Raw genomic sequence first — 13,664 nt, 5'->3', positions numbered from 1 at the left:
TTATACGCTTCTATCCTATTTATAATTCAAAACCTTCAAGAACCAGTCAGAAACCTGTAAAAAAAATGTAAATTCTCAATTTATTACTGCAAAATGCTTGCTGCATCTTCAGAACCTGTGGAAAAGATAATGCTTTGCAATTAGCCGTCAGGTTCATTACCATGAATAGATGAGGTTTTGATTGGAAATGAAGAAAAACTCAACCGGAATGATTATCCTGGAGAAAAACCTGTTCAACTGGCTGGACGGTCTGCGTGATCGCTTCATTATCCTGGGGCCTGTGCCGGATAAAAAGGGAGAAACCATTTTTAAGCCGGTCAGTGACGCTTTCAGTATCCGGCTTGATTATCAGAGCACAATGCAGAGCCCGGCAAGGATAATCTATCCATCCAGGCAGACTATCTGTGAGATAGACAGGAAAAGCCTGCAGACAACGGCTGCGGATGACAGGAGGAAAAGGATCATTTTCGGACTGCATCCCTGTGATATGCACGCCATCTCTATCCTGGACAGGACTTTGAGCTGGGAAACCCAGGATTTTTATTATAAACAGACCCGTGAAAACACGATTACTGTCGTGCTGAACTGTAACCTTGCCTGCAAAAAAAAATACCCGGCTTTCACGCATCAGGGTTTCTGCTCTTCAATGGGGACAGGCCCTTTTTTGAAAAAGAAAGCCGGATCCGACATCGAACTTACTCTTCTGAGCGGTTCAGAGGAAAGTGAGTCACTTTATCTGATGGAATTCCGTTCAGAAACAGGCCTGGAACTCGCCTCAGGGATCAGAAGGGCTGAAAAAGCAGGAGCAGCCGATCAGAAAGCCAAACTCAGACTTGAAAAAAAAGCTCTTTCCACTTTCAGCAAAAAACTTGATATTGATGGACTTGCAGAACTGCTGAAGAATTATCTTGATCACAAAGTTTACAAGAATACCGCTGACGCGAGATGCCTCTCCTGCACTAACTGCACCATGGTCTGCCCGACCTGCTTCTGCTATAACATCGAGGAATGCACCGGTATGGATCTGAAAAAAACCACGCGCATACGCCACTGGGACTCATGCCTGGAGCTGAATTTTGCGAAAGTACACGGTTTTAATTTCCGCGATTCCCGCTCAGCCCGTTTACGCCAGTTCGTCACACACAAACTGAGCAGCTGGGTTGAGCAGTTCGGTTGTTTCGGCTGCGTGGGCTGCGGCCGCTGCATGACCTGGTGCCCTACACATATTGATCTGACAGAAATCGTTGCTGAAATCAGGAGAGACGATGAATGAACAGGATTAAACACTCGATCAACCCTCTCTTGCCTGGCACAGCTGTCCTTAAAGAAATCAGTGCTGAGACATCAGATGTGTTTTCGCTGAAAATGACCACAGATGAGGATTTTTTGTTTGAGCCCGGCCAGTTCAATATGCTGGGCCTGCCCGGCTTTGGCGAAGCTCCGATCTCCTTCAGCTCCCTGCCTCTGAAAAAAAACTTCATCCATACCATCAGGGTGGTGGGGAACGTGACCCAGGCTCTCTGCTCTTTGAAAGCTGGTGACAGCCTTCAATTGCGTGGACCTTTCGGGAACAGCTGGCCGCTTGAACTGGCTCTGCATAAAAACCTGATCATTGTCGCAGGCGGGATCGGCATGGCTCCGCTGCGGCCTGTAGTGCATTTCGTGCAGCAGAATCGGAAAAAATTCGGACGAGTGTTTCTGATTTATGGCTCAAAACGCAGCGAAGACATGCTTTTCACCAAGGAAGTTGAAGAATGGTGCAGCTCTGACCAGATCACTTCGTTTTTCTGCCTGGAGCGGAAATCGAAAAAAATGCCGTTCCCATTATCCGAAGGCCTTGTCACCTCGCTGTTACGCAACATTGATGTTCCGCTGAAAGATGCTGTCACTTTCACCTGCGGCCCGGATATCATGATGCATTTCGTGGCAGAAGACCTGATCAGAATCGGACACAAGAGCAGAAATATATTCGTCTCCATGGAACGCAGGATGAAATGCGGGTTTGGCCATTGCGGCCACTGCCAGATGGGAGCGAAATTTATTTGTAAAGACGGCCCAGTTTTTGCTTACAGCGAGGTCCGGCACATGATGCACGGGCAGATCTGACGGGAGAGACATGATTTTAAAGAAACCGAGAATCGGAGTTTTCAAATACAGCTGCTGCGCAGGCTGCGAATTCCAGCTGATCTATTTCCAGAAATACATACTGGAAACGCTGGGAGCCGCAGATATCATCTACTGCCAGATGCTGCAGTCAGACGGTATTGAAGAAGGACCTTTTGATATAGCCCTGATCGAAGGCGCGATCACAGAAACCTGGCAGGCTGATCAGCTGAAAAAGGTCAGAAAAGCCAGCACTCACCTGATCGCTATCGGTACCTGCGCTGTCTGCGGCGGGATCCCTGCGATCAAGAATAATCAGAACGAGTTGGAAGTGGAAACAAGGGTTTACCCTGATACTTCTGCTCTCCACTCGATCAAAGCCCATCCTGTAGAGCATTATGTCAAGGTGGACGGCAGCGTGAAAGGCTGCCCGATGGGCGAGCGCGACCTGACCGAACTGGTTCTTTCCCTGCTTTTGAAGAAAAACCCTGATTTCCTCGAATCCAGCGTCTGCGTGGAATGCAAGCTCAAAGGCAACATCTGTTTGCTGGTGGCATACAACGAGCCCTGCATGGGACCTGTCACGAATGCGGGCTGCGATGCTCTCTGCCCGTCCTACAACCGGGCCTGTTTCTCCTGTTTCGGCCCGCTGAAAGATGCCAATTCAGCCGCACTGGCGGCGCAGCTTCTGAAAATGGGGCAGAGCCCTGAAGATATTTTCCGCAGATTCACTGAATTCGGGCAACCCACTATTGAATTCCAGACAGGAGCGAATGTCAAAAAATGAAGCGGAACGAACGGATAGAAGTTGACTATCTCGCCAGAGTGGAAGGCGAAACAGCGATCAGGATCGATCTTGAAAATGAGCAGCCGCTGCTTCTGAAGATTTTCGAACCGCCCAGATTTTTCGAAGGATTCCTGGCTGGCCGGAAATATGACGAAGTCGGCGACATTGTCTCCAGGATCTGCGGCATCTGCCCTGTTTCGCACATGACCACCGCGATCCTGGCCATTGAGAATGCCATGGCTGTGGAAGTCAGCGCCCAGACAAAGATTCTGCGCGAACTGATGAGCCTGAGCCAGATCGCAGCCAGCCATCTGATCCATCTCTTCATGCTGGCCATGCCCGACTATTACGGCAAAGACAGCATTACCGGGCTTATCCCTGAATTCAAGTCCGAAGTCACCATGCTGCTCGCCATGAAAGAAGTGCTGAACGGCCTGACTGCTTTGATCGGCGGCAGGGCGCTGCATGCAGTCACCAGCCTGCCTGGCGGATTCACAAAGATCCCGGATAATTCAGCGCTCCATGAAATGCTCCCGAAATTGAAGGAAACAGCTGCCCAGGCCGTGCAGGTAGTGAAACTGGTCGCGAAATTCAACCCTCCGGAATTTGAGAGCAAAGTCGTTTATGCGGCAATCTCCGGAAAAAAGGGCTATGCGATCAATGACGGAAGAATCATTACAAGCGACGGGCTCAACATCCCGGTTTCCGATTATCTGAAGCATTTCCAGGAAACACAGGTGGATTACGCCAATGCTAAGAAGACCAGGGTGGGGAAGGGCTCTGTCACTACCGGAGCTCTGCCCAGGATGAATCTGAAATTTGAAAAACTCAAGCCTGAGACAAAAAAGCTCGCGAAATCTGTCGGATTCTCAATTCCTGATTTCAATCCGTTTCATAACAACCTGGCCCAGGCCCTGGAAACCTATGACGCGATCATGCGCTGCATTGATCTGATCGAAAATACTACTTTCAAGGATGAAGATATCAATCTCAAAATCAAAGCTGGAGAAGGCGGAGCCATCACCGAAGCTCCTCGAGGCCTGCTTTATCACTGGTACAGGATCGATGGAAGGGGAGTGGTGGAGAAAGCCAATATCGTCACGCCGACAGCCCATAATTTTGTGGATATAGAGCGTTCCCTGAACAAGCTTGTCCTGGAGAATAAGGGCAGGACCAGGGATCAGATCAGGCTCCTCTGCGAAGAGCTTGTGAGGGCTTATGATCCGTGCTTTTCCTGCTCGGTGCATTAGCTGTCATGAGCTATCCAAGACTTCTGATCAATGTCCGCAAGCTCGAGCATAATGTCCGGGTGATGCTAAAGGAGTTCAACGCCGCTGGCATCACGATCATGGGCGTGAACAAGGTGTTCAACGGCATGCCGGAAACTGCCGACGCCATCATCAGGGGCGGGATCGAAACCGTAGCCGAATCCAGGGTCGAGAACCTGAAGAAGATCAGAAATCTGAAGTGCAAAAAATGCCTGCTGCGCAGCCCGGCCCCGAGTGACATCAGCGCCACTGTCAGCTATGCCGACATTTCCATCGAGTCAGAGGAAGAGACCATCAAGTCCCTGTCCGCCGAAGCGGTCAGGCAGGGCCGCACCCATGAAGTGCTCCTGATGGTGGACATGGGCGATCTCAGGGAGGGAATCTGGCACGAGGACTTCCCGGCCCTGTGCAGAGCTTTGGAGCTGATCCTGACTCTGCCGGGCTTGAAAATCTATGGTCTGGGCACGAATTTCAACTGTTACGGCACCCTGCTCCCGACCTATGAAAACGGGATGCAGTTCGTGGGGATTGCCAGGAGGCTGGAAGAAAAGTTCGGCATCCGTTTCCCGCACCTGTCTGGCGGCAACTGCACCAGTCATTACCTGCTCACCCACGGCACCTGGCCTCCCGGAATCAATCATCTCCGCATTGGAGGAACCCATCAGTTCGGGATCGAGTATGTCAATTTCAGATATCTTGAGGGATTTCACCATTCAGACCAGGACGTGAACAGAACCTGCTCTGATCTTTACCTTCTGCAGGCCGAGATACTCGAGCTGAGTTCAAAACCCACGAAACCGGTCGGGCCCCTGGGCCTGGACGCCTTTCTCAAGCCCAAGACCTTTGTGGACCGCGGGATCAGGAAACGGGCCATCATGGCATTTGGCAGGCAGGACATGCCGTTCGAGAATATCTGGCCTGTAGACCAGAAGATGGAGATTCTTGGCCAGACCAGCGATCATACGATTATCGATATTGAAGATTCGTCTGTCAGGCTGAAAGTCGGGGACATCATCACCTTCCAGGTGGATTACACGGCACTGCTCCAAGCCTGCTCCACTCCGGGAATCGAAAAGATGGCAGTCTATGATTGAACCGATTGAAATCATGCAGACCGTTCCGGTCAGGTCCCGGTCAGTTCCTCCACGCTGGCTGCTGATCGGCATTGCAGTTCTGATAAACATGATCTGGGCCCTGTCATATCCGATTTCCAAGGACATGATCGCCAGCCTCAATCCTCTGGCCCTGTCCTGCTGGAGGATAGTGCTGGCTGCCGCCGTACTACTGCCGTTCATCCGCAGGCAGGAAATCCCTGACAGGATCACGAGCAGGGATGTCTATCTGATGCTGATCATGGGCCTGCTTGGCTGCGGAGCCGCGATCATGCTGCAGTATGCCGGGACAGAGAGGACCACAGCCTCCAATGTCTCGATGCTGGTCGGGCTGGAAACCCCAATGGTGGTTCTGCTTTCAGCAGTCTTTCTGGCCGAACGGCTTTCCATAAGAAGTGTCCTGAGCCTGGTGCTCGCATTCCTCGGCGTAGTGCTGCTTACAGTCGACCCTGCGACCCTCGACCTGTTGGGCAGCCGGAATCTGGCAGGCAATCTGATGGTGCTGGCTTCGATATTCTGCGTCTCCTCATACACAATCACAGGCAAACTGCTGGTGGGACGCTGGGGAGCAACCGCCTCGACAGCCCTGCCCTTCCTGGTTGCTGCCCTCACTTTTGTTCCGGCCTTTGCCTGGTATGATCCGGTAGCCTGGCACAGGGGGCTTTGCCTGAACGGCCGGGAATGGCTGGGCGTGATCTTTCTGTCAGTGATTGTGACAGGCATCGGTTATCTGGCCTGGAACTGGCTGCTGAAATTCATGTCAGCAGGCGAGCTTTCCTTTTATCTATACCTGCAGCCTCTGGCAGGCGCAGGATTTTCGGTCTGGCTGCTGGGCGAGAAACTGACCGGAACTTTTTTCATCGGAGCAGTGCTGATCCTGGGGGCGATTGTCCTGGGCAACAGAACAGCAACTCATCAGACCCCTGTTTCTGCTGCAGAAAATAAAAAGCGGATTTGTCCTTGAGAGTATGATCAGGAATTTCGATTTGACTCAATTAACTAATTATGTGATATTTGAACATATCTGTTTTGAGGGTTTTCTGTGCCGCGCAAGATAAGAGAACTTGTCAGGGATCTTCTGAAGGCTGGTTTTGCTGAACGTGGCGGGAAAGGCAGCCATAGGAACTTCGTGCATCAGAAAATCATCAAACCCATCACAATCTCAGGTTCAGATGGGGATGATGCGAAGCAGTATCAGGAAAAAGCTGTCAGACTGGCTCTGGAGGAGGCATCAAAATGAGTGACGGATTGAGATATGTGAAACTGATCGAATGGTCGGAAGATGACAAATGCTTCATCGGCAGCTGCCCTGAGCTTTTTTATGCGGGATGCCATGGAGATGACCCGCGCATTGTCTTCGACGAACTCTGCCGGATCGTGGATGAAATGGTGGAAATCTATCAGAAAGACGGCAAACCGCTTCCCACTCCATTATCAGGCCGGGAATTCGTGAATGCCATGCAGCAGGTGGCCTGAGAGGCTTTTGCAGAGAAGCATATTTTCCAAATCAATCTCCTGGCTCCAGGAAAATTCTGATGAAATTTGATTCAACACACTCGTTCCCTCGCATCTTCACCATGCTGGTGTTTGCCATGATGGGATATCTTGATTTACAGATTGGCTCACGCATACATGGGTATCGTTCGGGTTATGCTGGATTTCTGATTGACCCGAAGATCGTCACATTTTCTTGGATGATTTTTTTCACAGTGATTGGTTCCATCTATGCGAATGTAGGTTTGAGGCTTGAGCTTACAAATCACTACAGAGCCTATAGGAAACTTGAATACCTGACTTTGTTTTTTGCGATTCTAACAGGCATCTTCTCAGGCTTGCTTTGTATGTACGCCAATGTTGATAGTGAAATAGTTTTTACATTGATATACGCGAATATTTTCTTTTTATCGATTTTTGCCTGGATTTTCAGGCTGATGACTTTTACTCTTCCAAGAATTGAACCTGTGATCCCTGATCATTACTTCTGCAGAAACTGTCTGAAGTATTTTTCTGTATCAAATGATGAATGCCCGATTTGCTACAGCAAATTGTCAAAAGAGGAATTGAAGAGTCTCTGGCGTTTTGAAACAGCAGATTTCCGAATCTGCAAAGTTATACTTTTGATCGTTTTGTTCTTATTGTTTTGTGGTTCTCTGATGCCGTGCATATAGCGTTATAGTTCACCTGAATTTCGGAAAAAGTCGTGGGGTAGCTGCTTTGTACTTTCTGTATTCATCCCCGAACAGTCCCTCAAGCATCCGCTCTTCTTTTGCGATCGCAAAATGAAATACCAGAATCATGACTGCTGAAGACAGCAGAAAAATCCAGGCATTCAGGAGCAGGGACAGGGAAGGCACGATGAAGATCAAAAAGGCGCAGTACATCGGATTTCTGGTCAGGCTGAAAACACCAGTGGTTATAAGCATTCCCTGGGACACGAAACCCATGATTTTGAACACTGAAGCCAGCCAGAAGTATAATCCGATGATCAGCCAGATAATCCCGATTATAGTAAATAACTGGCTGTCAGGCAGGAAATTGTAAGACCGCATGTGCCAGTTTGTGAGCCAGAGCCCGGCGATGATTACAGCAGCACCTGTGGCCAGCAGAAGCGGGCCGATTCCGAAAATGGACATCTTGCGGCAAGGAACATTTTTATCCATGATTACAGCATATCAAAAAAACGCACCGTTTGAAGTCGGTTTCAAAAGTCAGGCGATTTTTATCTTGACTTCCTCAAATTTTTGACGAATAATATAACTAGATAGTTAAACTAAATGGTTAGTTAAAAACGAGACGGTTAAAACTGGAGTGGTGATGAAGACTTCGTCGGAAAAATCACTTGAGAAAATTCTCAAGACAGCGGCACTGGAGTTTTCCAGGAAAGGCTTTGCCGGAGCCCGCATGGACGAGATAGCTGAGAACGCCAAAGTGAACAAGGCGAGCATCTATTATCATGTGGGCGACAAGGAAGCCCTGTATGCGAGGGTGCTTTCGACCTTCATCGGGACTGCGCTGGAGTCGATCATCGAAGCAGTACCTGACCTCAATGATCCTGTGAAAGCCCTGACCACACTGGCCAATGTCCTGGAAGAGCATTTCAGGAAAAACCCGCTGATGCCCAGGATCATGATGAGGGAACTGGCTGACGGCGGTGAACGGCTGCCGGTTCAGATGAAGCAGGATGTGACCAGGCTTGTGGAGCTGGAAGGCAGGATCATCAGGGATGGATTTAAAAAAGGGGTTTTCATGGAGATCAATCCTCTCAATTTCCATTTCATGATGCTGGGCAGCATCATCATGCTGCAGGTGACAGAACAGGTGAGGAAAAGAATTTTCAGTGGCAGTAATTCCGAAAATGTGAAAAAGATATCTCAGGATATACGCAGGACCAGCGAATTCATCGTGAATTCAATATTGAAAGGGAAATCATCATGAAAAAAATCATCCCCATAGCGATCATCGGCCTGGCAGCCCTGTTTTATTTCCTGATACAGGAGAAAAAAGACCTCAGGCCTGTTTTTTCAGGCAACATCGAAGTGACTGAAGTTGATGTGAGCTTCAGGATTCCAGGCCAGATCGTTTCGCTGTCTGTGGAGGAAGGCAACAGCATTGAAATCGGGCAGACCATTGCCAGACTTGATGACTCTGAAATCTCAAAAGAGATCGCAGTCAGAAATGCTGACATCAGGCAGGCTCAGGGCAGGCTTCTGGAGCTGTCCAACGGCTTCCTGACCGGTGAGATCACATCGGCCGAAGAAACTGTGAAAGCTTTGGAATTCAAGCTGAATCAGGCTTCCCAGGATCTCTCGCGCATGAAGAAATTATATGCCAAACAGGGTGTGGCTGAACGTGAATATGAAAATGCCGCTACAGCTTATAAAGTGCTGACAGCCCAGAAAGCGGATGCTGTTTCCAGACTGCAGACCATGAAAAACGGACCGCGGGCAGAGCAGATCGAACAGGCCAGGGCTGCCTGTGAAAAGGCACAGAAAGCGCTGGAACAGACTGAATTGAAGCTGTCATTCACGAAGCTGGCAGCTCCAATCTCGGGAATTGTGGAGAGAAAATTCGTGGAAACAGGCGAGAATGTCAATACCGGATCGCCTGTGGTTTCCCTGCTTGATTTCAGCGACACCTGGGCCAGAGTATACATACCGGAAACAATGCTCGGGAAAGTCAGGCTTGGTCAGGAAATGCTCATTAGATGCGACTCATATCCAGGGAAAGTTTTTCAGGGAACAGTTGCCTACATTTCACCTTCAGCCGAATTCACGCCAAAGAGCATCCAGACCCAGGAAGAGCGGGTCAAGCTTGTGTTCAGGATCAAGGTGAAGATACCGAATCAGGGCCAGGAATTGAAACCAGGCATGCCGGTTGATGTGGAATTTTCTCCTGATAGAAGATGAATGTTCTTAAGATAGAATCTTTGTGCAAGCGCTTTGATGCGACCAGGGCAGTCGAGGATTTCTGTCTGGAATGCGGGACTGGGGAAGTTTTCGGGTTGCTCGGCCCGGACGGAGCAGGGAAGACCACACTGATCAGGATGCTTGCCGGAGTGCTGACGCCCGACAGCGGCGAAGCCTGTATCAGCGGATTCAAACTTTCCAGCGAATGGGAAAAAATCCAGGAACTGGTGGGATATGTCAGCCAGAGATTCGGACTTTACCCTGATCTGAGCGTAGCAGAAAATATCGGCTTTTTTGCCGATATTTTCTCGATTCCCGGATCGGAACAGAGCGGCAAAGTCAGGGAACTGCTGGAACTGACGGACCTGTATCGCTTCAGGGACCGCCTGGCGCGGAATCTGTCTGGAGGCATGAAGCAGAAGCTGTCCCTCTGCTGCGCCCTGATCCATGCGCCACGCCTGCTTTTGCTGGATGAACCGACCAATGGAGTCGATCCTGTTTCACGCCGGGATTTCTGGAATATCATTGTCAGGTTAAAACAGGAAGGTACCACAGTACTTGTGTCAACAGTTTACCTGGACGAGGCAGAACGCTGCGACAGGATTGGCCTGATGCATGAGGGCAGACTGATGGTCTCAGGCAGCGTGGCAGAAATCAGGTCCAGGATGAACTTGATCCTGGAAGTGATTTCACCGGAAACACGCAGATTACGATCTTTGCTTCTGACTGAACTGGATTCGGGAAGCCTTCAATTAAGGGGTGACAGACTATATGTGGTAGCAGGGAATCTTGAACAGACTGGAAAAATAATCGCTGAAATTGCAGAAATGAATCAAATCGCTGTCAGCGGGAGTCGTCAGGTAATCCCGAACCTGGAAAATGTTTTCATTGATTTCATGGAAAAACAGGTTGCAGAACGAAAAGTTTCATAACATCGTTTGTGCACTGCAAGAGGTTGGTAAGTTTGTAAGTTAGTATGTTAGTAAGTTGGGGAAAAATGGTAACTAAAACTGAAACGATTGTGGAAGTAACTGACCTGACTCGGAAATTCGATGATTTCATCGCAGTGGACAGGATTTCGTTGAAAATCGGCAGAGGAGAAGTTTTCGGCTTTCTTGGTCCCAATGGTGCTGGAAAATCTACCACCATCAGGATGCTCTGCGGACTTCTGGTGCCGACATCCGGAGAGGGAACAGTGGCCGGATTCGACATAATCAGTGAATCAGAGAAGATCAAGGAGCGCATCGGCTACATGAGCCAGAAATTTTCGCTGTACGGCGACCTGACAGTAGATGAAAACATCGATTTTTATTCCGGGATTTACAATGTGCCCAGGGAAATCCGAAAAAAAAGGCGGGAATTCGTGCTGGAAATGGCTGGATTGACCGAGCAGCACAATCAGCCGGCCTCGATCCTGCCGGCAGGCTGGAAACAGCGACTGGCATTAGGCTGCGCTGTGCTGCATCAACCTGAAATAATCTTCCTGGACGAACCTACCTCAGGCGTTGATCCGCTTACGCGCAGAAAATTCTGGGATCTGATCTATTCCTTCGCAGATTCGGGAGCTACTGTTTTCGTGACTACTCATTACATGGATGAGGCGGAATTCTGCGCCAGGCTCTGCCTGATTTACAGAGGCAGGATGATCGCTGAAGGCAGTCCTCAGGAACTGAAAAAAGTGCTTTCCGCTTCCAGCACCTTGAAAATTACTAATCCCACGCTTGAGGATGTGTTTGTAACGCTGATCGATGAGGAAAACAGAAAGGCTGCATCATGAAAATCAGGCGCCTCAGGGCTGTGGCCAGGAAGGAGTTTATCCATGTGCTGCGGGACAAACGTTCCCTGGGTCTGTCAATCCTGATTCCTGTGATGCTTCTGTTTCTTTTTGGATACGCTTTATCGCTTGATGTGGACAGGATTCCGCTGGCTGTGATCGACAGAGACGCAAGCTTTCAAAGCCGTGAATTTCTGTCTTCTTTTCAGGGTTCCAGGTATTTTTCCCTGAATTATTATTGCAGCAATTATCGGGAAGTCGAAGAGCTGATCGATGCCCGCAAGGCTCTGGCCGGGATAGTGATACCCCCGGAATTTTCCAGAAAAATCTTTTGCGGAAAAAACCCGGAAATACAAGTGCTGCTTGACGGCAGCGATTCCACGACCGCCGGAATCGCAATGGGTTACTTTAACGCAATATCCATGCAGTACAATGCCGAAGTGCTTAAGAGCAGAATGGAAACTGCGATATCAGCAAGGTTCGTTCTGCCTGTTGACATGCGGCCCAGGGTTCTCTACAATCCTGAACTCAAATCCAGGAATTTCATCGTGCCTGGTCTGATCGCGCTGATCATGATGGTGATCGCTGCGCTTCTGACATCCCAGACCGTTTCCAGGGAATGGGAAAACGGAAATCTGGAGCTTCTGAAGCCTTCTCCGCTCCTGCCGTCTGAGATGATCCTGGGAAAGCTGATTCCCTATTTTGTGATCGGCATGACTGACGTGGCAATCTCAATTTTCATCGGGATTGAAGTCTTTGATGTTCCTTTCAGGGGCAGCCTGACACTGCTTTTCGCTTTATCATCGCTTTTTCTGCTCTCTGCGCTCAGCATGGGAATTTTTATTTCAGTGGCTGCTAAAAGCCAGCTCGTTTCAGCTCAGTTTGCCCTGGTTACCACATTTCTTCCTGCTTTCCTGCTGTCTGGTTTTATCTTTGACATCAATAACATGCCCGCAGTGGTAAGACTTCTGTCAAGAATTGCGGTGCCTGCCCGCTATTTCGTGACCATCATCAAAGCGATTTATCTGAAAGGCAACGGCTTTTCTTTCTTTGCGGCTGAAGTGATTTCTCTTTTTGTGTTCGCGATTGTGATGCTGATCGTGGCTGAGCGTAAGCTGAAAAATATTTTCAGGTGAAATGATGTTTGAACGACTGCTGGCAATGCTGAAAAAAGAGTTCCTGCAGCTCTTCAGAGACCCCAGGATGCGGGCTGTAGCGATTTTTGTTCCTGTGCTGCAGACCATGATTTTCGGCTATGCCGTGAACACGGATGTCAGGCACATAGTGACTGCTTTTGAAGATCAGGATAACAGTTCCGCTTCTCGCGCGGTTTTAGCCGGATTTCAGGGCTCCAGTTATTTTTCGCTGGACTATTTTACCCGGAATCCTCTGGAAACAACCAGATTGCTTGATGAAGGCAAAATCAGGCTGGCGATTCGTATCCGCAAGGGATTCGCGGAAATGGCAGGAACAGGAAAAAGTGCGGACCTGCAGCTTCTGATTGACGGGACTGACTCCAATTCCGCTGCGCTGATCCTGAACTATTCGCAGCAGGTGATAGCTCAACTGAATCACGAACTTCTGGCTGAACGGGTTAAATCCGCAGGCATCGACAAGGAAATACCGTCGATTCAGGTTCAGTCACGCGTCTGGTTCAATCAGACTCTGGAGAGCCGTAACTTTTATATTCCTGGTGTACTGGGGCTGATGCTGACTGTGATTACACTTCTGCTTTCTTCCATGTCGATCGTGCGGGAAAAGGAAGTCGGTACTATCGAGCAGCTGATCGTCACACCGATCAGAAAAAGCGAGCTGATTCTGGGGAAAACGATTCCCTATGCGCTGGTTGGATTTCTGGATGTAACGCTGATTCTGCTGCTAGCTGTAAAATGGTTTCACATACCATTCATGGGCAGCCTGATTTTGCTGTATTCGGCTACAGGCCTGTTCCTGATGAGTTCTCTCGGTGTCGGGCTTCTGATTTCTACTGTCAGCAGCACGCAGCAGCAGGCCATGATGAGCTGTTTTTTCCTGATTTTCCCCACAATTCTGCTCTCAGGATTCGCTTTTCCGATCGAGAACATGCCGGAGTTCGCCCAGTATCTGACTGTTGTCAATCCTCTGCGCTATTTCGTTGTGATCATCAGGGGAGTTTTCCTGAAAGGCATCGGTTTCAATGTTCTTACCCATGAGTTTGCCGCTCTTGCCGTAATC

Annotated in this window: 16 protein-coding genes; 15 read left to right on the top strand and 1 reads right to left on the bottom strand. The window is 49.3% G+C overall.

Annotated features, from left to right (window positions below):
• Positions 1 to 187 precede the first annotated feature (187 nt).
• From PHW04_05480 to PHW04_05440, 9 genes are all read left to right on the top strand, one after another.
• A complete protein-coding gene (locus PHW04_05480) occupies positions 188 to 1,273 on the top strand; it encodes a 4Fe-4S dicluster domain-containing protein (GenBank protein ID MDD2715328.1) in 1,086 nt (361 codons plus the stop codon).
• Positions 1,270 to 2,106 (top strand): FAD/NAD(P)-binding protein, encoded by an 837-nt coding sequence (locus tag PHW04_05475; GenBank protein MDD2715327.1) that lies wholly within the window; start codon positions 1,270 to 1,272, stop codon positions 2,104 to 2,106. Before PHW04_05480 ends, PHW04_05475 begins: the two co-directional genes overlap by 4 nt.
• A 10-nt stretch (positions 2,107 to 2,116) precedes the next feature.
• On the top strand, positions 2,117 to 2,890 hold the full coding sequence (locus tag PHW04_05470; protein MDD2715326.1) for an oxidoreductase: 774 nt from the start codon (positions 2,117 to 2,119) through the stop codon (positions 2,888 to 2,890).
• The gene (locus PHW04_05465; GenBank protein ID MDD2715325.1) at positions 2,887 to 4,140 is read left to right on the top strand and encodes a nickel-dependent hydrogenase large subunit; all 1,254 of its coding nucleotides are present in this window, start codon (positions 2,887 to 2,889) and stop codon (positions 4,138 to 4,140) included. The genes PHW04_05470 and PHW04_05465 overlap by 4 nt, the downstream gene beginning before the upstream one ends.
• A 5-nt stretch (positions 4,141 to 4,145) precedes the next feature.
• Positions 4,146 to 5,252 (top strand): alanine/ornithine racemase family PLP-dependent enzyme, encoded by a 1,107-nt coding sequence (locus PHW04_05460; GenBank protein ID MDD2715324.1) that lies wholly within the window; start codon positions 4,146 to 4,148, stop codon positions 5,250 to 5,252.
• Complete coding sequence (locus tag PHW04_05455) at positions 5,245 to 6,234, top strand: DMT family transporter (protein ID MDD2715323.1); 990 nt, start codon at positions 5,245 to 5,247, stop codon at positions 6,232 to 6,234. Before PHW04_05460 ends, PHW04_05455 begins: the two co-directional genes overlap by 8 nt.
• A gap of 78 nt (positions 6,235 to 6,312) precedes the next feature.
• Positions 6,313 to 6,510 (top strand): type II toxin-antitoxin system HicA family toxin, encoded by a 198-nt coding sequence (locus PHW04_05450; protein MDD2715322.1) that lies wholly within the window; start codon positions 6,313 to 6,315, stop codon positions 6,508 to 6,510.
• On the top strand, positions 6,507 to 6,746 hold the full coding sequence (locus PHW04_05445; GenBank protein ID MDD2715321.1) for a type II toxin-antitoxin system HicB family antitoxin: 240 nt from the start codon (positions 6,507 to 6,509) through the stop codon (positions 6,744 to 6,746). The genes PHW04_05450 and PHW04_05445 overlap by 4 nt, the downstream gene beginning before the upstream one ends.
• Positions 6,747 to 6,805: 59 nt before the next feature.
• Positions 6,806 to 7,438, top strand: coding sequence for a hypothetical protein (locus PHW04_05440; protein ID MDD2715320.1), 633 nt, complete (start codon positions 6,806 to 6,808; stop codon positions 7,436 to 7,438).
• Between the two features lie 9 nt (positions 7,439 to 7,447).
• On the opposite strand, the gene PHW04_05435 is transcribed toward PHW04_05440, so the two are convergent.
• Complete coding sequence (locus PHW04_05435; protein ID MDD2715319.1) at positions 7,448 to 7,930, bottom strand: isoprenylcysteine carboxylmethyltransferase family protein; 483 nt, start codon at positions 7,928 to 7,930, stop codon at positions 7,448 to 7,450.
• 154 nt (positions 7,931 to 8,084) lie between these two features.
• Here PHW04_05435 and PHW04_05430 point away from each other — a divergent pair, with 154 nt between their 5' ends.
• From PHW04_05430 to PHW04_05405, 6 genes are all read left to right on the top strand, one after another.
• Positions 8,085 to 8,705: a TetR/AcrR family transcriptional regulator gene (locus PHW04_05430; protein MDD2715318.1), complete on the top strand. Its 621-nt coding sequence runs from the start codon at positions 8,085 to 8,087 to the stop codon at positions 8,703 to 8,705.
• Complete coding sequence (locus PHW04_05425; GenBank protein MDD2715317.1) at positions 8,702 to 9,676, top strand: efflux RND transporter periplasmic adaptor subunit; 975 nt, start codon at positions 8,702 to 8,704, stop codon at positions 9,674 to 9,676. Before PHW04_05430 ends, PHW04_05425 begins: the two co-directional genes overlap by 4 nt.
• A 20-nt stretch (positions 9,677 to 9,696) precedes the next feature.
• Entirely contained in the window at positions 9,697 to 10,608 is a 912-nt protein-coding gene (locus PHW04_05420) for an ABC transporter ATP-binding protein (protein ID MDD2715316.1), read from the top strand.
• 65 nt (positions 10,609 to 10,673) lie between these two features.
• Positions 10,674 to 11,453, top strand: a complete 780-nt coding sequence (locus tag PHW04_05415; GenBank protein MDD2715315.1) for an ABC transporter ATP-binding protein — start codon at positions 10,674 to 10,676, stop codon at positions 11,451 to 11,453.
• A complete protein-coding gene (locus PHW04_05410; GenBank protein ID MDD2715314.1) occupies positions 11,450 to 12,586 on the top strand; it encodes an ABC transporter permease in 1,137 nt (378 codons plus the stop codon). Before PHW04_05415 ends, PHW04_05410 begins: the two co-directional genes overlap by 4 nt.
• Before the next feature lie 4 nt (positions 12,587 to 12,590).
• Positions 12,591 to 13,664 (top strand): ABC transporter permease (locus PHW04_05405; GenBank protein MDD2715313.1); only part of this gene is annotated, 1,074 nt, incomplete at its 3' end.

The organism is Candidatus Wallbacteria bacterium (genome assembly GCA_028687545.1).
In the GTDB taxonomy this organism is placed as follows: Bacteria; Muiribacteriota; JAQTZZ01; order JAQTZZ01; family JAQTZZ01; genus JAQTZZ01.
Note: the sequence above shows the minus strand (reverse complement) of the source record. Positions and strands in the feature narration are given on the sequence as shown.